The 20,887-nt window shown below is 46.3% G+C and carries 20 protein-coding genes and 1 pseudogene; 6 read left to right on the top strand and 15 right to left on the bottom strand.

Going from position 1 to position 20,887, the window contains the following annotated elements; all coding sequences use genetic code 11:
- Window positions 1–17 precede the first annotated feature (17 nt).
- On the bottom strand, window positions 18–1,091 hold the full coding sequence (locus LL912_RS21585; protein WP_235555688.1) for a PKD domain-containing protein: 1,074 nt from the start codon (window positions 1,089–1,091) through the stop codon (window positions 18–20).
- Between the two features lie 69 nt (window positions 1,092–1,160).
- On the opposite strand from LL912_RS21585, the gene LL912_RS21580 reads away from it, so the two are divergent.
- Window positions 1,161–1,808, top strand: a complete 648-nt coding sequence (locus LL912_RS21580; RefSeq protein WP_235555687.1) for a C40 family peptidase — start codon at window positions 1,161–1,163, stop codon at window positions 1,806–1,808.
- Between the two features lie 19 nt (window positions 1,809–1,827).
- Here the strand turns inward: LL912_RS21580 and tssO are convergent, their stop codons facing one another.
- The 8 genes from tssO to LL912_RS21540 all read right to left on the bottom strand — a co-directional run bounded on the left by tssO (window position 1,828) and on the right by LL912_RS21540 (window position 9,206).
- The gene (gene tssO, locus LL912_RS21575) at window positions 1,828–2,340 is read right to left on the bottom strand and encodes a type VI secretion system TssO (RefSeq protein WP_235555686.1); all 513 of its coding nucleotides are present in this window, start codon (window positions 2,338–2,340) and stop codon (window positions 1,828–1,830) included.
- 40 nt (window positions 2,341–2,380) lie between these two features.
- A complete protein-coding gene (locus LL912_RS21570) occupies window positions 2,381–3,556 on the bottom strand; it encodes a hypothetical protein (RefSeq protein WP_235555685.1) in 1,176 nt (391 codons plus the stop codon).
- 14 nt (window positions 3,557–3,570) lie between these two features.
- A complete protein-coding gene (locus LL912_RS21565) occupies window positions 3,571–4,440 on the bottom strand; it encodes a TssN family type VI secretion system protein (RefSeq protein ID WP_235555684.1) in 870 nt (289 codons plus the stop codon).
- A gap of 36 nt (window positions 4,441–4,476) precedes the next feature.
- On the bottom strand, window positions 4,477–5,436 hold the full coding sequence (locus tag LL912_RS21560) for a hypothetical protein (protein ID WP_235555683.1): 960 nt from the start codon (window positions 5,434–5,436) through the stop codon (window positions 4,477–4,479).
- Between the two features lies 1 nt (window position 5,437).
- Window positions 5,438–7,312 carry a hypothetical protein gene (locus LL912_RS21555; RefSeq protein ID WP_235555682.1) on the bottom strand — a complete coding sequence of 625 codons (1,875 nt, stop codon included), beginning with the start codon at window positions 7,310–7,312 and terminating at the stop codon, window positions 5,438–5,440.
- Window positions 7,313–7,321: 9 nt separating this feature from the next.
- Window positions 7,322–7,708: a GPW/gp25 family protein gene (locus LL912_RS21550; RefSeq protein ID WP_235555681.1), complete on the bottom strand. Its 387-nt coding sequence runs from the start codon at window positions 7,706–7,708 to the stop codon at window positions 7,322–7,324.
- A 264-nt stretch (window positions 7,709–7,972) separates the two neighbouring features.
- Window positions 7,973–8,800, bottom strand: a complete 828-nt coding sequence (locus tag LL912_RS26125) for a J domain-containing protein (protein WP_319941337.1) — start codon at window positions 8,798–8,800, stop codon at window positions 7,973–7,975.
- A 1-nt stretch (window position 8,801) separates the two neighbouring features.
- On the bottom strand, window positions 8,802–9,206 hold the full coding sequence (locus LL912_RS21540; protein WP_235555680.1) for a hypothetical protein: 405 nt from the start codon (window positions 9,204–9,206) through the stop codon (window positions 8,802–8,804).
- 149 nt (window positions 9,207–9,355) lie between these two features.
- Here LL912_RS21540 and LL912_RS21535 point away from each other — a divergent pair, with 149 nt between their 5' ends.
- Window positions 9,356–10,105 carry an XRE family transcriptional regulator gene (locus tag LL912_RS21535; RefSeq protein ID WP_235555679.1) on the top strand — a complete coding sequence of 250 codons (750 nt, stop codon included), beginning with the start codon at window positions 9,356–9,358 and terminating at the stop codon, window positions 10,103–10,105.
- Window positions 10,106–10,329: 224 nt separating this feature from the next.
- Here the strand turns inward: LL912_RS21535 and arfB are convergent.
- Window positions 10,330–10,734, bottom strand: a pseudogene (arfB, locus tag LL912_RS21530) (alternative ribosome rescue aminoacyl-tRNA hydrolase ArfB); the annotation flags it as partial.
- Window positions 10,735–10,948: 214 nt separating this feature from the next.
- On the opposite strand from arfB, the gene dtd reads away from it, so the two are divergent.
- From dtd to LL912_RS21515, 3 genes are read left to right on the top strand one after another with little or no spacing between them, the layout of a single operon-like run.
- Window positions 10,949–11,401: a D-aminoacyl-tRNA deacylase gene (dtd, locus tag LL912_RS21525; protein ID WP_235555677.1), complete on the top strand. Its 453-nt coding sequence runs from the start codon at window positions 10,949–10,951 to the stop codon at window positions 11,399–11,401.
- A gap of 14 nt (window positions 11,402–11,415) precedes the next feature.
- Complete coding sequence (locus LL912_RS21520; RefSeq protein ID WP_235555676.1) at window positions 11,416–11,751, top strand: nucleotide pyrophosphohydrolase; 336 nt, start codon at window positions 11,416–11,418, stop codon at window positions 11,749–11,751.
- 3 nt (window positions 11,752–11,754) lie between these two features.
- Complete coding sequence (locus tag LL912_RS21515; protein WP_235555675.1) at window positions 11,755–12,789, top strand: YihY/virulence factor BrkB family protein; 1,035 nt, start codon at window positions 11,755–11,757, stop codon at window positions 12,787–12,789.
- 72 nt (window positions 12,790–12,861) lie between these two features.
- On the opposite strand, the gene LL912_RS21510 is transcribed toward LL912_RS21515, so the two are convergent.
- From LL912_RS21510 to LL912_RS21495, 4 genes are all read right to left on the bottom strand, one after another.
- Window positions 12,862–13,545, bottom strand: coding sequence for a hypothetical protein (locus tag LL912_RS21510; protein ID WP_235555674.1), 684 nt, complete (start codon window positions 13,543–13,545; stop codon window positions 12,862–12,864).
- 30 nt (window positions 13,546–13,575) lie between these two features.
- Window positions 13,576–14,994, bottom strand: coding sequence for an FAD-binding oxidoreductase (locus LL912_RS21505; RefSeq protein WP_235555673.1), 1,419 nt, complete (start codon window positions 14,992–14,994; stop codon window positions 13,576–13,578).
- A gap of 254 nt (window positions 14,995–15,248) precedes the next feature.
- On the bottom strand, window positions 15,249–17,378 hold the full coding sequence (gene recG, locus LL912_RS21500; RefSeq protein ID WP_255785807.1) for an ATP-dependent DNA helicase RecG: 2,130 nt from the start codon (window positions 17,376–17,378) through the stop codon (window positions 15,249–15,251).
- Window positions 17,379–17,439: 61 nt separating this feature from the next.
- A complete protein-coding gene (locus tag LL912_RS21495; protein ID WP_406603618.1) occupies window positions 17,440–18,948 on the bottom strand; it encodes a lipopolysaccharide biosynthesis protein in 1,509 nt (502 codons plus the stop codon).
- 126 nt (window positions 18,949–19,074) lie between these two features.
- On the opposite strand from LL912_RS21495, the gene LL912_RS21490 reads away from it, so the two are divergent.
- Window positions 19,075–19,680 carry a hypothetical protein gene (locus LL912_RS21490; protein WP_235555671.1) on the top strand — a complete coding sequence of 202 codons (606 nt, stop codon included), beginning with the start codon at window positions 19,075–19,077 and terminating at the stop codon, window positions 19,678–19,680.
- Between the two features lie 13 nt (window positions 19,681–19,693).
- On the opposite strand, the gene LL912_RS21485 is transcribed toward LL912_RS21490, so the two are convergent.
- A complete protein-coding gene (locus tag LL912_RS21485) occupies window positions 19,694–20,857 on the bottom strand; it encodes a type 1 periplasmic-binding domain-containing protein (RefSeq protein ID WP_235555670.1) in 1,164 nt (387 codons plus the stop codon).
- Window positions 20,858–20,887 lie beyond the last annotated feature (30 nt).

Below are 20,887 nucleotides of genomic sequence, written 5' to 3'. Positions count from 1 at the left end.
GTCTGTTAATTTGATGGTTAAAGATCTCTCCAGGACATCCCCAGCATTCCCGTTTTCACTTTTCCGATTATATCAATTTTGTTTACACAATTGTTCTGCTTGCTTTTATACAATGTGGTTGTTAATGACAGTTTATCGCCTTTTTTTACAGCCGCTACTTTTTCGAAAAACTGCTGAAAGGTAGTTGCTTTTCCGTTCAGAATAACGGTTGTGTTCAGATTCCCATCACAAAAATATTTACTAAAGGTGGAAATTGGCCGTTTTCCGCCAGCAGAATTCCGGAGCATCTGGTTAAAATCGGCCGCCGCCACGTCCGGGTACGTTACGGTTGGCTCCGGCGCCTGGGGTTGCTGCTGCTGTTGCTGGGGTGCCGGATTCAGCTGGTCGGGCAGGGGCGCCGTATGCGGGTCGTCATTTACACGGGGGCGAATGACCGGCCCGGGCGCACCGGCCGTTGCCCTGGGCAATTCTGCAGCAGCTTTGGGATTTACAAATATTTTTCGCACCAGCGGCGTTTTTATATTTCCGTTAATTACTACAGAAATGGTTTTCCAGCCGGGTGTTTTATAGGTATAATACTGGTTTCTCAGGGTTCCATCTACATTGGCTGTTTCGCCAAACCTCCACTCCCAAACGGTAGCCCTGGCAGATGTATCGGTAAAGAGCACCGGAACATCCACCGTGGCCGTTGCGGGCATCACCACTTTTGCAACCAGCGTGGAATCAATGATTTCGGGGGCCTCATAAACCGTAATGGTTTTGTATTCCGAGCATTTGCCATCCGCTATCAGCATAATGGTGTAATTACCCGGGGCATCAAAGGAATGCATGGCCGATGCCACTTCGGTAACACTCTGCTGGTTATCGCCAAAATCCCAGTGCAGCCGTTTAAAATTGCGCACATCCGTTTCAAACCGGACGATGGTACCTACCCGCAGGCTGGAGCCCACGGTTTTGATCGAAAAATCCGAGCAGGGTTTATAATTTTTAAACCGCACCACAAATGCCAGAGAGGCCAGGATGCATACCGCCAGGAGTGTGATGATCACATTATCATCCAAACGAAAAACCATAAATTGTTTTTTCTGCATAAAGATGGTTTTGCGATTTTCAATAGTTTTTTTATAAATGGTTTTTAGTTTAAAACTTAATTTTGCTACATGTTACCAGGAAAAATATTCAGCGCCTTGATCATCACTTTAAGCCTTCCGGCCTGCACGCTTTTTAAAAAACCGGCCACCCCGGATTACAGCACTTCCCTGTATATCAACAACACTACTCATAAAGACAGCGCAAGCGCCGCGGTTTCCGTCAGCATGCCCAATAAACGAACCCTGTCCCGGTCCGACTCGCTGCTAAAAACCAAGTATGCGCAGTATTTACAGGTGCCCGCCGACAGTATCAACAACCTCAAGCTTTACCGGTTTATTGATGAATGGCTCAATACTCCTTATCAGTGGGGCGGTACCAGCAAAAGAGGTATCGACTGCTCGGCACTGATGCAACGCCTGTTGGCTGAAGTATACGATATCTATATTCCCCGCACTTCCTATCAGCAATACTTTACGGATAATGTAGAGCGTTTTGCGCGTTGGGAGTCGCTGGCAGAAGGAGATCTCATCTTTTTTAAGACCATTCCCGGCAACCCGATCACCCATGTTGGATTGTACCTGGGCAATGGCCGCTTTGTAAACTCTGCATCCCGTGGTGTTACCATTGAAAGCCTTCGCAAACCCTACTGGGCCGCACGCTATGTGGCTTCCGGCCGGCTGATCGTAAATAAGTCAAAGCGGGTAGCAAAAAATTAAGTCAAAGAGCAGACCGCGCTTAACGAGGCGTGGTCAATAAATTATTCATCTGGGTCCGGCATTCGGTAAGATCCCTGCTAAGCTGGGCATTGTCTGCTTTCAGCTTTTCTACTTCTGTGGGCATATCTCCAATATCCGTGATCTTGTTAGTTGCCTCCAGGTAACGTTGAAATACATCGATCACATTGGTATTTAACCGGGAGTACATACTACTGTCTTTATACTGCAGGTTGTTCAGCGTCCGGATCTTTTCCATGATCAGCGAGTTCAGATACGCCTTTTGCGACCCGGGTCTGCGGAGTGAATCGATCAGCACTTTGGTCTCGTCCATGGTTTGTACAAAGCGATCCTGGGCAGCCTCCTGTAATTTAAAATTATTCAACTGCTGACGCATGACCCGGTTGTCTTTTGTAGGCACCAGCGTATCAAAGTAAAAGGCCAGTAATACCAACCCCACCGCCAGTATAAATAACAATAAGAACTTCCAGAATGCCTGTTGGCGCTCTTTTGCGTTGATAACGATCTGCGACATGTTTCTTCTGTTTTAAAATGCTGGTAAAGGATAAAATGGATCAGTCTGCCAGAAAAAAACCACGTTTTCTGGCCTGCACTTCTTCTTCGGGAACAATCAGTTTTTCTTTTACAAAAATTCCGGTTTCTTTTTTCTTGCCGATATAATCCAGTCCGGCAAGATTGGTAAACAGTTGCAGGATGAGGGCACAGAACTTTATATTTTTATCGATACCCTCGCGGATATTGAGGTGATCGTACCGGTAATTCGTAATACTGGTGATCTCATCCTCCAGCGCACCCTGGTTTACATTACACCACTCCGTAAAATAGTTGATCATTTCTTCTTTTGCCGATCCTACATAAATGTCGATAGCATTCTTAATGGTACGCGCCAATCCCGAAACAGCCGACACCAGGTGTACGGGTGAACCATATAATGCATCATGCCGGTATCCTCCATAAATCTGGGAAATATAAAATAACACCTGTTCACTCAATTTGCGTACCGGTTCAATGAGCTCATTCTGCTGATTCTTTTGAAGGATCTTCTGCAGGATCTGCAGTGCATTCAGTTCCATCCGGCCGAAGAATTGTTCTGTTTCTGCATGATGCTGGATCAGGCTCTCATGGCTGTTTACAGCCGTACAGGGAGGAAGATAATCCTCCTCCAGGGAAACGGATTGATCCCGGATGATCACTTTCCCCACGGGCAGCTGAAATGCGCCCAGCGTATTGAGAGAAGTATCAGCCACCGGCAACAGAGACACCGTAAAGGCCGGCTCTGTAAACGGCAACCGGATGGGCTGTTCCTCGGGATTGGCGGCGCCTGAAGGCAGCGGGTTATAAGGATCCAGTGAAAGGATCACATAAAAAGCATCGGACTTGCCCTGTAGTTCACTGAAAGGAACGCTCAGGCCGGGGATCCGGGCGCTGAGCTGACTGGTGCTGTCTGCAGAATCGGTGTTCAACCGGATCAGGTACCCACCCCTCGTAATGGCGGTACAGGACAGGATGCGCACATTTACGTGCTGCATATTGTCCACGCTTACCCATATCCGGGGAGGTTCGGCGGCTGCGCTGATTGGCAACAGGCCATAGTTGTGATCATTAAGGAATACCGTATTACTCATCGCCTGCTGAAATACGGTGGCATTGTGTTGGGCAATAAAATGATTTTTATTGATCTTCATTCCATTTACCCAGTTAACGGGTTTATATTCTTGCATGCGGTTCATATGTTCATGTTTTATCAGGAAACCCTGGAACAAATAATAATATCGTTCTCTTTTATTTTATTGATAAAAATGGTTCGCTCCGGATCAATATACTTTGTAAATAAGGTGTACCATTTAGGCTTTTTGAAAAAGATCCAGCCGGAGGGTGCCCCTTTATCATTGATATAAGCGATACTGGCACTTGGGTGCCGTTCATTATAGTCGTTGATAAAATAATAAAAAAGCTCGCCAAACTCCATATCAACAGGTGCTTTGGCTCTGAAATTGGTAAAATGTTTATCAGTACCCTTTTTGTGAAATTCGAAACTGATCACCAACAGGTTCCGGAGCTTTTTTTCATCCACCTCCGCTATTTCTATATGGGCGGGATAATGCCATTGTTTAAGGATCTTAAAAGGAATGGCAACGGCCTGTTTATAGGTATAGTAAACGATCAGCGGGATAAAAAAGATCACGGCAGCAGTGGCCATGGTCAGGTCCATATAATCTTTGCGGAACAGCCGGTACGTCATCATAAAACAAAGCCCCCCAATAAACAGAATGGCCAGTGTGAGGAAGACTTCGGCCCACCGGGTTTTTTCATTTACCCATTTCAACCGGGTATTGAGGGTATACACATGCAGGATGCCCAGCCATAAAAAAAAGAACTGGAAAAAAAGGAATTGCTGGGTATTGCTTTCCAGGAACCGGAACCAGGATAACAAACCGATGACCGCAAACCCTGCAGCATACAGTAAAATATAGTACACGGTAGGTTTTGTAAACGGCTTAAAGCTGCCCCTGATTTTTGAAACAATCAGCCCCATGATCACCGACATGCTGATAAAGCTGATCCCCAAGTAGGGCAGCGCCGATTTTAATGATGGTGAAAACCAGTTTTCCATTGCTTTCTCTCTGTTGTTCCTAAATTTATAAACCGTTTATAAAATGGAAGAATATCCCAGGATCACTTCTGCCTCCTCGTCAAAGGACATCCCTTCCGTTTTTTGTGTTACAAGAATTTCAATTTCGATATCCGCTTCCACCGGAGCAAAATAATCATTAAAGGTCTTTATCAGCAGGTCCTTTTCTTCGTTGTTAATAAAATCGCTGACTTTGCCGTTCTCCAGTGGACCGATCTTATACAGCAGCACGGGGTAATCTTCCATAAATTCTGATCCGCAAACCATATAATCACCCAGCGGTTGCGCTCCCAACCCCGCCCCATTGCCCAAACCCTCATTTTCTGCCACGCGGATCATCTGCGGTTCCTTGCGAAGGATCTGCACCGGTTCATGCAGCAGCGCTTTTAAACAGGATTCCATAATGGGGAGGTTGCCGCTGATCTGGTGTGCATAGGGCAGCAACAGCAAAAATGAAGCCGCTTCGTGTATTTTAAAAGAGGCCGGCAATCCCCAAAAATCCAGGAAGTACTTGGTAAGGATCTGGCTTTTTAAAATATCCAGCAAACTCACTTCTTCTTTCTCCAGCATCCGCTGCTGGTAAAAAAATTCATTTTCAAAAGGCTGAAAAAACTTGCGGATCTCCTGTTCTTTTGTAAGATTCTTTTTATACCGGTCAATCATTTCAGCCACTCCTGCCTGCAGCCGGAATTCATTGGTTTCGGGTTGATGAAATAATGCTTCCGGAAGCATATCGTAAAAACCGGGGCGGGATAAGCCAATCTCCAGGAAGGTCCGGTACCAATCGTCCTCGATCACATTCGTGCGATAGATGTCTTTCACAAATTCCCGGTAAAAATAGCCGTTGTTATGGATGACATATCCCTGTTCCGGAAAGCCGTTTTCCAGCGCATGGTTCAGCAACACTTCGGCTTTTACATCCGCATCACGCTGCTGTAACCATTCTGACAGGTACCGTATGCTATCTGCTTTGTTCATATTAGATACCAGATGTTTCTTTAATAAATACCCGGTACGGGATAAATGCCATTGAACGCTCGGCCAGTTGCAGGGCCAGCTCTTTTTCCCACTGAGCTATTTCTCCCTTCTCCTGGGCTTCAATAAAGGCTTTCCGCTGTACGGTAATGGTTACATCAATGGTTTTCATAAAGCCTTTTGTAGTTTCAGCAGAGATCATAAATCCCTTGTCTACCGTTACACCGTCTACCGCCGCTCCCAGGAAATGGCGGCAGTACAAGGCGATATCGTTCCGGCTCATGATGCGGTCTTTAGACAGAAGGGCATATTTGTATGCCACCACAGCATCCGACTGGCTCAACCGGTTCTTGCCATTTTGCGTGTTGGTAAGTAAAAAGACAGAAGCATGGTTTACCGATCCGGTTTTATACGGGTGCAGCCGGGTGCCGGGCCGCAGGCCATTCGCCAGGTACCCGTTGGTGCTCCAATACTGGATGTATAAAAACTTAGAGCTGGTTTGCCGGGGATTGCGCACCATCAGGTAGGGCGTATAGGCCGACTGGTTAGAGCTTGTGTTTCCCACCAGCTGTTCGATTTTTGCGATGGATTGCTGCAGGCTTTTTACTTCCTGGGAAATCAGGTCCTTACCCAGTTTGGAGAAAGCAGCACTTTCATCCCGCAGCAGTTGTACCAGGTTTTCTACCACCACTGTAGCATCGCGTTCATCAAAACGGCCGGCACCACCATTACGCAATAAAATATTAAGCTGCTGATGGGCCTCTTCCGAATTTTGCCGGGTGTGCAGCAAACGCCCGGCTTCATCGGTAATCTCTGCCAGGTCGTAAAACTGATCGGTATCCGTCAGCAGGGGAATCACATTGATCATTTCCTGAATCCGGTATGTGATCTCATGTAATTTGCGGTTAACCACGGGAAAACAGTTTGCAAATACGCTTACATCTTCCAGCATGGAACTGGTGATATTTTCAGGGAAGGTGATCCGGATCCAGCATAAGGGCTCATGAATAGCCTGAAGTGTCTGGCTAAACACCGCCTTTAGCTCCCCGGGTAACTCCTTTTGGGCTGCAGCATATTGTTGGGTGGCCGGATCCTTAATACTTACAAAAGCCTCCTCATATAATTCGTTTACCAGTTTGATATACCGGGAAGTGGCACTCGCTTCCTGCTGGATCAGCTGCGCCGCATACCAATCAGGATTCCTGTTGGCTTGCACATTATATCCTTTTTGTGTATGTAGCTGGTGTTCACCAATCTGCCAGTAAGCAACTTTCAGTTGATTAAAGAACACCGCTTTGTTCACCTCACTGCGATACTGGAAGTAAAATTGGGTATGGTTCAGATCGAGTTCCTTATGATCCAGAGCGATCCAGAGCGTAGAGGGCGGCAACCATTGCTGCGCTTCCGCCAGCCCCATCAGTTCCTTGGTAACCCCTCCGGGGTAGCGGTACATTTTGTTTCCCGTGGCAGCATACCGTACGCGCGATTTGTTGATCACAAATGCGTCGGTAGGCGTAAAGTAGATATCCGTGCTTTTGGGCGCTTCGCCGCTATGTTGCCGTATATGCTGGGTAGTATAGAATTGTTCTTTTACCGATAAGGTAGCAACATCTTCCAGGCTGTTTGCATTTAAAACAGCGGAGGCCAGCCGCGGACCGGTTAAAACATCCGGCGCCAGCAGCTGTACAATGCGATCCATGACCCGGTTCCGGGAATGATAGATCTCGTTCGAAAGCCGCTCCAGTTCCGCCGCATTTACTGACAGCAACAAACCCACCAGCGGGTCAAAATTGGAGGCTTCTTCGGTTTCGGGGTATCCCCAGATCTTTGCTGCGTTTTGCAACATCCTGTTTCGGATATGTTCCCTGCTTTCATTCATTGTGTATGTTTAGTTATATGCCAGCGGACTGATAAAAAAGCCGTCCCGGTAAGTAATAGGTTCGTTGGTGGCCGATATCACGGCGGTAATGGTAAATTCGAGCTTTCTTTTCATTCCAGGATCGGAGTGACTGGTGCGTTCTTCCTGCTGCACCCGCATTTCGATCTTCACTTTTTCGATCCTTTTTTCAAAACGGGCGATCGTTTTGCCAAGTGAAAGCAATATTTTTTCTTTCTGTTTGTTCCGGTAAGACACATTATCAAAATCCTCGTCCCACAGCTCGTTTCCAAACTGCGCGTCGCTTTGCAGTTCGCCGAATGCGGTGGTCAGCATCAGGTGTAAATGATGCGCAATGGATTCTTTTAGAGAGCATTTTTTTACATCTTTTTTGCTCACTATTTTTTCCAGCTCCAATGGAAGTTTATAATACGGATGCAGCATGCCCGACATCAAAATGGTTCGTAAATAACGTTGTGATTTAGATCATGCGATTTGCCAGGCTCAAAAGATATTTTCTTGATAGGTAAACACGCGGCAGAGCTTCCTCTCCTCAGGCAAATATGATTTTTTTTTCCAGATTTTCCCAGTTTTGCCCGGAGTTTTTAGAAAAATTACCGGTTTTTTGGTAATCCTTCTTCAACGGCTCAAAATATATAAGAACTAATCGCCATACGGCTGAAGGTCTTGCTCTTTTATCCAACCCTTAAGTTTGTATTCAGGATTTGCAATACTTTGAAAAACAGCATAATAAAAGTTCCTGTACCGTTTTGAAACCTGAATCTTGTTGCCCCTGGTCAAATATTCATCGGTTCGCACCAGGTTTTGGGGGTCCTTATAGAAGTAAGCCCGGTCAGCGGCTACGATAAACTTCCCGGAGATATCGGCTACAGTGCCTTCCGGAACGGCAGCCACTTTTTCAGTTGCGGGCATTTGAGTGAGCCATATTACTGATGCAGCAATGATGGCTATACAAAGAATAATGAGCGGCAGCCGGTAACTTTGCTTTTTCCCCGGGGCAGCCGCCAATTGCTGGTATGCTTTTTCTGCTTTTAGATACTGCTGCTTCGCTGTAATATAACCAGGCAACTCGGCCCGGATGAGTTCCAGCGTCGCTATATGTGGATCTTCCTCCCGGGGCTGCGCTTCTGTTTCCGGTGCTGCTTTTGGAACCGGAGCTTCCGGCGCCGTATCTTCCTGTTCACGGGCAGTGGCCGGTTCCTGCCGGACAGCGGTTCCCTGGAAATTCGTTTTCGCAGCATGCCGGTGTTCATCGTAAACCTGGTTGTATTCTTCACGCAACTGCGGATCACTTAGTACTTCAAATGCCTCGATGATCTTTTTTGACCAGTCTTCGAAATAAACATCCCCTACATTTTTATCGGGATGAAATTTAAGAATCAGTTTCCGGTAGGCGGTTTTTATCTGCTCATCTGTAGCAGAGCGCGGCACGCCCAATGTTTCATAATAATTTTTTAATGTTCCTGCCATATCAGTTGTCTTTCCAGCTTCGCACTTTTTTATCGAGCAGCAGCACTTCCGTAAAGCGGGTTGGTTCGGCTGTATTTTTTTCCTGCGGATAAACCCAGGTCTCCTCTCCTTCCTGTGTTCTTATTTCAGACGGATTGCCCCAGGCCATTAATAAAAATTCGGCCGGCATTCCAATGGTTACCTCTCCTTCCCTGATTTCACGGGTATACTTTGGGTCTATCTTATGCTCTATAATTTCAAATAAACGGGTTTCCAGCTTTTCATATGCCGCCCGGGTTGCCGCCAGCTCGGCACCCGCCGCTTCCACCTGTTGTTTTTGATGTACCGTCTTATCATTCCGGCTTAGCAGCAGGAAAACAAGCAGCCCGGTAGCAATGGCAATGATGATGATCGGCAAAAGGAACATAAGGTATTTGATGATAACAGATTAACATGTGTGTACACTCAAAGATAACGGCAACGCCGGAAAAAAAAGTAATTTCGGAACCGGTTCCGGGAAAAAAAACTTTTCCACATTGTCAAAATATTTAGTATTTTGCACTAAAATTATTAGTTATGTCAGTTGCCAACAAAAATCTGAAATACCTGAGAAAGCTCAGAGGGTTAACACAGGATGAGTTTGCCAGCAAATTACATATCAAACGTTCCCTGCTGGGAGCTTATGAGGAAGGGCGGGCCGAGCCGAGACTGGAAGTACTGGAAACCGTTTGTGACCTGTTTAAGCTAACACTTGACGAAATTTTGAGAAAGGATCTGAGTGAAAATACTGATAATTACCTGGCCAAAAGACGCGCGCTGAAACTCTCCGACACTGCGGCCAAGATCCCTTTTGTTCCTGTAAAGGCGGCTGCGGGTTACCTGAATGGCTATGCCGATCATGAATTTATTGATGAACTGAACACGTTTACGCTTCCCATGGTTACCGGTGGCAATTACCGGGCTTTTGAAATTTCAGGAGATTCGATGCTGCCAACGCCCAGCGGGTCGATCATCGTGGGTGAAAAGGTAGAAGCCATGGATCATGTAAAAAACAATACTGCCTGTATTGTGGTATCCAAGAACGACGGCATCGTTTATAAACGCATTCAAAAGAACGGTAAAACCAAAAATAAAATAATGCTGCTGAGTGATAACCCCACGTTTCAGCCTTATTCGATCAGTTCGGAGGATGTCGTGGAGATGTGGGAAGCCCAGTTTATCATTTCGAAAACGAATACGATGCAGAGCTGGAACGTGGGTCAGCTGGTAAACATTGTGGCCGATCTTCAGCAGGAGGTGGCGGGCATGAAAAAGAAGATCAATTGAAGCCTTGACGTACGGAATCGCGCCACTGAAGCACTGGAACACTGAAACTTTTATGCTTCCTGCGGGAATGCGACCGCAACCCACACCCACGAAATAAGCTTCAGCGCCTCTGAGGCACTGAAGCGCTGAGTATTTGATACCCTTTTAAAGAAATGCAGCATTCAAACGGATGTTCCTGGCCTGCATCTTCTGTTTTTTTTGCTACAAGCAGGAACCGGAACCCGCTACCAGTCATCGCGTCGTATGCTGCGGCGACCAGATTTGATTTCGCCCTTTCTCTTCTTTTTATCGATCCGCCGCGCCACAGCCGCTTTTGAGATCTTTGTGGCGATCCTTGCCTTCTTTTTATGAAGTGCAGCAGCGATCAGCAGGTTAATCTTTTGAATGGCATCGGCCTTATTCTCCAGTTGGGTACGGTACTGCTGTGATTTTACCTGCAAGTATCCTTCCGACTGAATGCGATTGCTTAGTTTTTCCATCAGCACGGCCTTTTGAGCATCAGAAAGCAAGGCTGAGCTTTTTATCTGAAACGAGGCGATCACCGCCGTTTCTACTTTGTTTACATTTTGCCCGCCCTTGCCGCCACTACGGGTTGTTTGAAACAACAGTTCTTTTGAAACATCAATTTCCGAATTCATATTGCGCATAAAACTACTTCATAATTCTGAACCTACCCGATCCTGCTTTAATTACCCGGCACCGACCGTTGCCATGCAGCCCGCAGTGTATTGCCAGGAAGATCAACGGCACAGCAACCGGTTACCCTGCTTAAAATTTATATCCCTTTTTGCAAATTGCCCGGGATTCCTCTTTGTATCGCTATTTTTGAAGAAGAAAGCAAATATGAAAATCGTAATTCAACGTGTATCCGAAGCCCGTGTTGTGATTGATGGCACTATTTTTTCAGCCATTGAAAAAGGAATATTGATTTTCTTGGGCATTGAAGATGCAGATACAGAAGAAGATATTCGCTGGCTAAGTCAGAAAATAACCCAGCTGCGGATCTTTAATGATGAAAACGGTGTTATGAACCGAAGCGTAAAAGAGGTAAACGGCGCATTACTGCTGGTAAGTCAGTTCACTTTGCACGCTTCAACAAAAAAGGGGAACCGGCCGTCTTATATCAAAGCCAGTAAACCGGATGTGGCCATTCCTCTTTATAAAAAAATGATCCGGCAGTTGGAACAGGACATGGAGCAGGAAATAAAAACCGGTGTTTTTGGGGCCGACATGAAAGTGCAGTTGATAAATGACGGTCCGGTTACCATTATCATCGACTCAAAAAATAAAGAATAAATCATAAAGTGTATATGACAATAAATGAAGCCCAGCGCATTGTAGACCACTGGATCAAAACAGTAGGCGTTCGTTATTTTAGTGAGCTCACCAATATGGCCATTCTTACTGAGGAAATGGGCGAACTTTCCCGGCACATGGCCCGCATTTACGGCGACCAATCCTACCGGAAGCCGGAAGATGAAGAAAATGCCCGCGAGTTGATGGCCGATGAAATGGCCGATGTATTGTGGGTACTGATCTGCCTGGCCAACCAGACGGGAACTGACCTGACAAAGGCCCTGGAAAAAAATTTTGAAAAAAAGAATATCAGAGATGCCGACAGACATTTGAACAACAAAAAATTGTAATGAATGGCATTAAAACGGACATGGACGATCCTCAAACAAACCCTTGAAGAGACCTTTACCAACCGCATTTTTAAACTCAGCGCGGCCCTGGCCTATTATACTATTTTTTCGCTTCCGGGATTGCTGATCGTGATCATCTGGATCGGCGATAGCTTTTTTGCAGATGCCCTGTTAAACCACAGTGCCCATGCCGATGTTAAAAACAGTCTGCATAAGCAGATCGAAGGTTTTATCGGTACTGCTTACGCCGACCAGATCTGGCAAACCATTGACAACGCAGCACGTTTTCCCAATAAAACTTTTGCAAAGGTGATCGGTATCCTTACGCTCGTTTTTGGAGCCACGGGCGTTTTTGCTGAGATCCAGGACTCCATCAATATGATCTGGCGGTTGAAGGCCCGTCCTAAAAAAGGAAAAGGCTGGTTAAAGTTACTGCTGGATCGCTTAATGTCCTTTTCAGTTGTGGTTACGCTGGGCTTCCTGCTGCTGGTGTCTTTAATGATTAACGGACTGATGGAACTGCTCACCAACCAGCTTACACGAATCATTCCGGATTCGCAACGGGTGATCGCTTATGTCTCCAACCTGGCCATTACCTTTTTGATCACCTCCATTTTGTTCGGTATGATCTTTAAAGTGCTGCCAGACGCAAAAATAAAATGGCGCGCGGTAAGAGCCGGTGCCTTTGCTACCACCCTGCTTTTTATGGGAGGTAAATTCCTGATCAGCTATTACCTGGGACACAACAAAATGTCATCTGCTTATGGCGCTGCCGGTTCTGTAATTATTATTTTACTCTGGGTGTATTACTCGGCTATTATTCTTTATGTGGGGGCCGTTTTTACCCGGGTATATGCCATTCATAACGGCATGAATATTTATCCCAGTCAGTATGCAGTTTGGGTAGAGCATGTAGAAGTGGAGAACAAGGATTCCATTCAGAATCTGCACCAGGATCCGGTGGTGGCAAAATCGGCCGAAGAGCACCGGCTGGAAAATATTTATAACGGTGAAGATGCACACCGGAAAGAAGAATAGTTGCAGCTATAGAAATGGTGGCAATAACGGGCGCAGATCTCCCTTAAGAATCAAACCGTGGCATTCCGCATATCAATACCGTCCGTATCTTCCCTGGAACAGGCCTACATTTACACCAGCACGTATTACCGGAATAATCACCGGTTTTTTATTTCCATAGTCATCATACCGTTTATCTACATAAGGACTGTTCCAGTTTTTTAATACGTCCGCCAGCACCGAAATATAAAAGAAGGTGGTGCCTCCTTTTATACGGCCTGTAGAATAGCCGCCGCCCAATAACAAGGAAGGGGCATTGGCATTGATTTTATAAGAAGGTACGGAGCTGTTCCTTGAAGAGGTATAGCGTTCATTGGTAAAGTTTTGCTCAAACTGTGCCTGGAGGAATAAGAAGCTGATCGGATAGGCCCTCAAGAACGCCCCTGGTCCCCAAACATGCTGCCGCAGCTTGTCATTGCCGCCCCATATATCCCTTGCCCCGTTGTACACATAGTTCAGCACAATACCGCCATCAAAATAATCGTTGAATTTATAGCCGATTACCGGGCTGGCGCCTAGCACACTGCCCCCCGAATAAAAAGAGGCCGTTACGCCTCCGCCAGTAAACAGGTTTTCTTTTTTAAATCCTTTTTCCTCAAAAGGTTGTTCTTTGTTGGCGTTTCTTACCTCAACCGGGTCGTCCTGCTGCGCATGCGATGCAATGGTGAGCAACAGTGCCGTTCCCAGCATACAGGCCATACAGATCATTCTTTTCATATTCAACGGTTTTATGTGCTATCGCCTTGTTTATATCGATGCTTCGGCATCAAATATCTTCCCGGCGTTTAAAATATTATTGGGATCAAAAGCCTTCTTAATGTCGCGCATAACCTGAAGCTGGCGTTGTTCAAATACAATGTCCATATAGGTTTTCTGGATCAGCCCGATGCCATGTTCACCGCTGATGGTACCTCCCAAACTTTTTACCAATTTAAACAATTCCCGCAGTATGGCATTCATTTCCGGATCGTTCAGGCTGTTTTTATTACCTTCCTTTTTGATACGTACGTGCAGATTGCCGTCACCGGCATGTCCGTAACAAACTGCATGAAAGTCGTATTTCCGGCCCAGTTCCTTTACACCTTTGATCAGTTTGGGCAGTTCCGCACGGGGAACCACAGTATCTTCTTCAATGGTATATCCCGAAGATTTTACCGCCTCTGCGGTTCTTCTGCGCAGTTTCCATAACTCTTCTTTTTGCTGGGCATCATCTGCAAAGAAAAGCTCCCCGGCCTCATATTGTTCCAGCAATAGTGCGATCTGTTCCATTTCCTGCATCAGTACATCCAGGTTATTGCCATCCACTTCTACCACCAGGTGGGCTGCTATATCATCGTTTACCGGCACCACATAGCTGTCTACCATCTGGCTTACGATCTTTAATGCATCGATCTCTACCAGTTCCAGCGCACTGGGGTTAAAGCCTGCCCTGAAAATAGCACTTACCGCCTCACTTGCTTTTTCGAGAGAGGCAAAAGGAGCCAGCATCAGCAGGTCATATTTTGGAAGGGGTATAAGCTTCAATACAATTTTCGTAACCAGGGCCAGCGTACCTTCACTGCCTACCAGCAGCTGCGTAAGGTTATAGCCGGTAGCATTCTTCAATACATTGGCGCCCGTCCAGATGATTTCCCCGGTAGGTAACACAGCCTCCAGGTTCAGTACGTAATCCTTTACCACACCGTATTTTACCGCTTTGGGGCCTCCGCTGTTCTCCGCAATATTGCCCCCGATAAAACAGGTACCACGACTGCTGGGATCTGGCGGGTAAAACAATCCTTTTTCTTTTACGGCATTTTGCAGCACTTCGGTGATCACGCCGGGCTCTGTGGTTACCTGCAGGTTCCGCTCATCAATATCCAGGATCCGGTTCAAACGTTCGGTAGAAAGCACTACGCCGCCCAGATGTGCCAGGGCGCCGCCACTCAAACCCGTACCTCCGCCCCGCGGGGTAACAGGGATCAGATCCCGGTTACAGATCTTAAATAATGCGGATACTTCTTCTGTACTTCCGGGCTTTACCACCACTTCAGGTACAAAATGAAGCGTTTCCGTTTCGTCGTGCGAATAAAACTCCAGTGATTCTGCGTCTATGATTACATGAGTGGCACCCACAATCTGCTTAAAAGCCTCAATATGTTCCGCCGTGATCTTTTTGTCTGCCATTAGTCTTTTTTACGAACAGTCTATAAATTTAGGAGGCGTAAAATTCGGGGAAATTTGGGAAAGGAAAAAATGATATAAAAATCAGAATTGAGATCTGAGAAATGAGATATTAAAGACTGAAAACCCGATTCCGTATACCAACAATCCGATAACAGACGTTTGTAATTCGTTCCTCAAATCAGCCATGTGATCTTCAAATTCCATTTCAATGGTGGCGGTCTCGATTCTCAATCTCTCAAAACTGATGCCTAGCTCTAAGAAATCTTACTCCACACCGTTTTTCCCTTCTGCGAACGCAGAAAGTCTTTCAGCACCTCGTGTTCGGGCTGAGAGAGGTCCGGATCTTCTTTTAAGATCTGCTCGCATTCCTGCTTTGCCGCTTCCACCATCGCCCGGTCGTTTACAATATCTACCAGTTTAAAGCTTAAAGCACCGCTTTGCCGGGTACCCTCTATTTCGCCCGGCCCCCGCAGTTCCAGGTCCTTTTCAGCAATCACAAAACCATTATTGGTAGACGTCATGATCTTCATCCGTTCGCGGGCTTCATTGCCCAGTTTTTTACCGGTAAGCAGGATGCAATAGCTTTTTTCCGCGCCTCTCCCCACCCGGCCCCGCAACTGGTGCAGCTGCGATAATCCGAACTTTTCGGAGCTTTCAATTAACATCACCGATGCGTTGGGCACGTTAACGCCCACCTCTATTACCGTGGTAGCGACCATAATCTGGGTATCATGCGTCACAAACCGCCGCATATTTTCTTCCTTCTGATGGGCCGGCATTTTTCCATGCACCATGCTGATCCAGTACTGCGGCTCGGGGAAATAGGTCTTTATTTCTTCATAGCCCTGCATCAGGTTCTCGTAGTCCAGCTTCTCGCTTTCTTCAATCAGCGGAAAGATCACATATACCTGCCTCCCCAGGGCAATCTCTGCCTTCAGAAAATCCATCACCATACTGCGGTCGTTCTCATACCGGTGCACTGTTTGTATTGGTTTCCGTCCCGGCGGCAATTCGTCGATGACGCTGTAATCCAGGTCGCCGTAGGCGGTCATGGCCAGCGTACGAGGAATGGGTGTGGCCGTCATTACCAGCACATGCGGAGGGATGGGTGCCTTATCCCAGAGTCTTGCCCGCTGTGCCACGCCAAAGCGGTGCTGCTCATCAACAATCACCAGACCCAGGTTGAAAAATTTAACCGGATCTTCAATCACGGCATGGGTTCCAACCAGGATCTGGATCTCCCCCGCCGCAAGCCGCTCCAATAACAACCGGCGCTCTTTTCCCTTAGTGGTACCAGTCAAAATGGCCACTTCCACCGGCAATGGTTCCAGCAGTTCTTTAATGCCCTGGAAGTGTTGCCGCGCCAGGATCTCTGTGGGTGCCATCAATACCGCCTGAAACCCGTTATCAGCCGCCAGCAGCATATTGAGCAAGGCTACAATGGTTTTACCACTTCCCACATCGCCCTGTAGCAGCCGGTTCATTTGTTTGCCCCTGCCGGTATCGATGCGAATTTCTTTTAGGACCCGTTTCTGGGCATTGGTTAATTCAAAGGGCAGGCACTCCTTGTAAAAACGATTAAAGAGTTCACCGACTTTTTCAAATACCACCCCCCGGGAGAACCGGTGCCGCTCCCATCGCAGTAAATTCATCCGCAGTTGCGCAAAAAAGATCTCTTCAAACTTTAAACGGCGCACCGCCGCCTCGTACAGTGCGGCAGTTTGGGGAAAGTGAATATTGCGAAAGGCATCAAAACGGGGCATCAGCCGCAGGCTTTCCCGCATTTTCAACGGAAGGTTCTCCGGCAGATCGCGTTCGGTAAGATGTGCTACCAGCGCCGCCGTCAATTTCCCGATCTGTCGCCCCCCCAGGTTTTTTGCTTTCAGTTTTTCGGTAGACGGGTATACGGGCTCCAGGAAATCTTTTCCTTTCAGCCTTTCGGGGTCCCAGGGTTCCATTTCCGGATGTACAATCTGGGGCTTCCCCATAAAAAAGGAAACCTTTCCATATACCAGGTAGGGCTGCCCGGGCTGGATCACTTTTTGAATAAGGCTGATACTTTGAAACCACACCAGCTCCAGCGTGCCGGTTTTATCCCGGATCTGGGCGGTAAGCCGGCGCGCACGCCGCTCTCCGATCAATTCAAACGGCGACAACAATCCGGCCACCTGCGCATATTCCTCTCCCGGAACAAGCGCGGCAACAGGCGTTACCCGGGTTTTATCTACATGCCGAAAAGGGTAATGCAGCAACAGGTCGCCAAAGGTAAAAACCCCCAGCTCCTTTTGCAGCAGCTCGGCCCGTTGCGGCCCCACCCCTTTTAAATAGCCTATGGGGCTGGACAATATGTTGTTATACCCGGAAATAAAAACAGCTTTTGACAAAAATAAGCCGGAATTAAACATAAGCAAACTGCAAGACCGGTTCGTTAAAGGTCAAAGAATTCTACCGGATAAATTTCCCGATGACCGGTAATGCTTTCAATTCCTTTTTTTCCACGCGACCGATAAAATACAGAAACACACCCATAAAAAAAGTTGCGGAAATCGTTTTTAACCAGAAGTTACTGATCAGAGAGCCTACCTTACTATTGATCCAAAACAACAGAACCGTTATAAAAATATATGCCACGAGTTTCTTCCAGGCATAGGGTATCCGGTAATATTTCTGGCCCAGCAAATAAGCCAATACCACCATTGACCCATAACAGATCATGGTTACCGTTGCACCAGCATACATTTCAAACCTGGGTATAAACAGATAGTTCCCAATTAAAGTTATTACCGCGCCTAAAATTGTAATGATAATGCCCCAATACATTTTATCGGTTAATTTGTACCAAGCTGAAAGATTATAGTAAATTCCTAAAAAAACATTAGCCATTAACAATATTGGTACAATGCCGAGGCCAGACCGGTACTCTTTGCCAATCAGGTGCTGCCAGATATGAAGATACAACCCGGTAAACAGATATGCAATGCAAAGTGTAATAACAAACCATTTCATAACACGGGCGTAAGTTTGCCGGGCATTGACTGCATTTTTTTGCCGGAAAAAAAAGGGCTCTGCAGCCATACGAAACGCCTGTATAAACATGGTTATAAAAATGGATATTTTGTAATTGGCGGAATAGATACCTACGATGCGCATATTTTCATCCATTGAATGGGGCAGGAAACTTTTCAACATCTGCCGGTCCATTACCTCATTCACCATTCCGGCAAGACCAATAACAATCATGGGTAAGCTATACTGCAATACCTTTTTCAAAAGTGTTGTATCAATACTGAACCGGAATTGCCTCCATTCAGGAAATAAAAACAGAAATACAAAAAAAGCCTGCGCCAAATTTGCCAGGACCAATAAGGTAACTCTATTTTGATGCAGCAACCACTTAACCAAATAATTCTCTGATCCCGAGAAATGCTTGGGAATATAGTACACAAACAGTACGACCAGGGCTATATTTATTAATACTCCAAATACTTTTATGAAAGCGTACCGGCGTGGCCGGTTCTCCTGCCTTAACTTGGCAAACGGAATGGTGGAGAGGGTGTCAAACCCCATAATAATCACCGTAATTACAATGATCCGGGGAAGTGTTCCGATTTCTAAAAATTCGGCAATGGGATGATTGAAATAGAAAAGAACTGCACTTAATACGATTGTAGTGATGACGTGTGAACCAAAAGTTGAATTGAAAAGTTGCCGTTGAGAAACACCTGCATCGCTGCTAAACCGAAAATAACCGGTTTCCAATCCATAGGTATATATAATATTTGCGACACCAATCCAGGCGTACAATAAGCTAAAGTCTCCGAACTCCTTCACTCCTTTTGAATCTACCATCAGGTAGGTTAAAATGGGCGTCAGAAGAAATCCGATTAATCTGGTTAACACATTGCTTAAGCCGTACCAAATAGTTTGTCCTGCCAGTTGTTTAATGCCGCTCAATGGATCATTGTATTATTTAACAAATGTACTGTTCTTCCGCTAAATGGTATTACCGGGTAAAATTTGGGGTTGGAATAACATCTTTTTACCTTCGCAATACATCATTCTATAAAAATACAAATTAACATGAAAAAGTTTTCGTTGATTTTGGCTTTGTTTACACTGGGCGGCACTGTTTCTTTTGCACAAAAGGCCTACGAAGGAAAAGTCCGGTATAAAAAGATCGATCAGCCGGCACTCGCCGTTGAATACGATTACCCGGTGGCGGTGGTGGAAAACGCGCTCAAAGCTAAAATGGCGGATCTCCGTTTAAGCTATACCGCTAACAAGGGGTTCATTTCCTATAACAACAGCGCCATCCCCTCCATTACGCGGTCGGTGCTGGACTACACCTTTAAAACCATGCCCTCCGGCAAAAGCGGAAAAGAGAAAACAACCCTGTATATGATCATGGAGGGAGGCAATAATGTGGTCGGTGACGCCGTGGTGCTTGCTGCCAACGGAAAGGCCTTCCTGGAAAGCCTGGCACCGGATGTAAAACGGAGCAATACCATCTTCCAGATAAAGAAACAAGAAGACCTCCTGGTTTCAGAAGAGCAAAAACTACAATCCCTGAAAGAAAGTTACAAGGAACTTGAAGAAAAAATGCAAAAAAACCTCGAAGAACAACAAAAACAATCCAAGGTCATTGCCTCTCAAAAAAGCATACTGGATGATCTTAAAAACAACTGATCCCTCCCCGGTATCAGCGAACCCTTTTAAAGCTGCCATTGGAATATTCCAGGAAGTACAGCTTTTTGTTTTCGTAATAGTCCAGTTTATTGATCTTGCTCACCGGCTGAATATCATAATCGTAAAATACCCGGACATCCTTGCTCGCCAGCATCGCCTCAAGGTTTTTGCCATATTGGTTTAACAGGCGGCCAAACCGGTAGGTAAGATCATAACCCCGAAACACAAGGTCCGAAGGCCTTGCATACATCTTCGAGTTATAATAGCTGATGATATTACGGCTGGTTACATCCAGCCTCGAGCTGTAAAACGGGGTACTGTACACCAGGTCCAACCCTTTATACTTTGAGAAGTTCAGGTTGTCCCAGGTGGGCATTCCCATTATGGTGATCCGGGGATAGGTTTTACTCAGTCTTGACAGCTGGGCGAGCAGTTTTTCCGAGAAGCTATTATCCAGCGATCCGATCACAAACAACGAGGGGCGGTCTGTAAAAAGATTAGCCGTGATCTGGGACTGTGACAGCGAGTCCTTGACATCTGTAAATTTGATGTGCATGGCAGTAGTCCGGTCCAGTTTGTTGAGGGTTTCAAAAACAGACCGCAGGTAGTTTTCAGAAGCCCCTTTACGGGTAAGATAAATAATCTGCTGACCGGGATAATTCTTTTTGAGGTAAGCATAGATCTGCTCTCCCTGTGTGGGCAGGGTAGGGTTCATCACCACGAAATAAGGATTGTCCCGTACATTTCCGTCATTAGGTACCACCGCATTTACCAGTGCGATCTTTTTTGAAGCTGCCAGTTTTGATAACCGGTCCAGCTCGCTGATGGCGCAGTTGGCAATGATCAGCTCCACACCGTCGGATGCGGCCTTATTCACCTGGCTTTCCAGCGGCATTTTTGCCGACCGGGAGTCATAAACGTAAATATCCAGCGGAACATTCAGCCGGTCAAGGGAGTCGATGGCCATCGACGCTCCATGATAAAACTCCAAGCCGGGTATGGATGTTTTGGGAAACGATTTACCGCTGTAATTGTACGATCCGTCTGCACTAAAGGCGTCATCCAGGTATAAAGGGGTAAAAATGGCCATTTTATGCCGTTGAGAGCCCGCTACCTGTGCCGTTACTGCCATAACATGGCCAACGGCAAGGAGTACAAATAATGATAATTTCTTCATAGTCACAAGAATATTTGATCACCGGTTACC

Source organism: Niabella agricola, from assembly GCF_021538615.1.
GTDB lineage: Bacteria > Bacteroidota > Bacteroidia > Chitinophagales > Chitinophagaceae > Niabella > Niabella agricola.
Note: the sequence above shows the minus strand (reverse complement) of the source record. Positions and strands in the feature narration are given on the sequence as shown.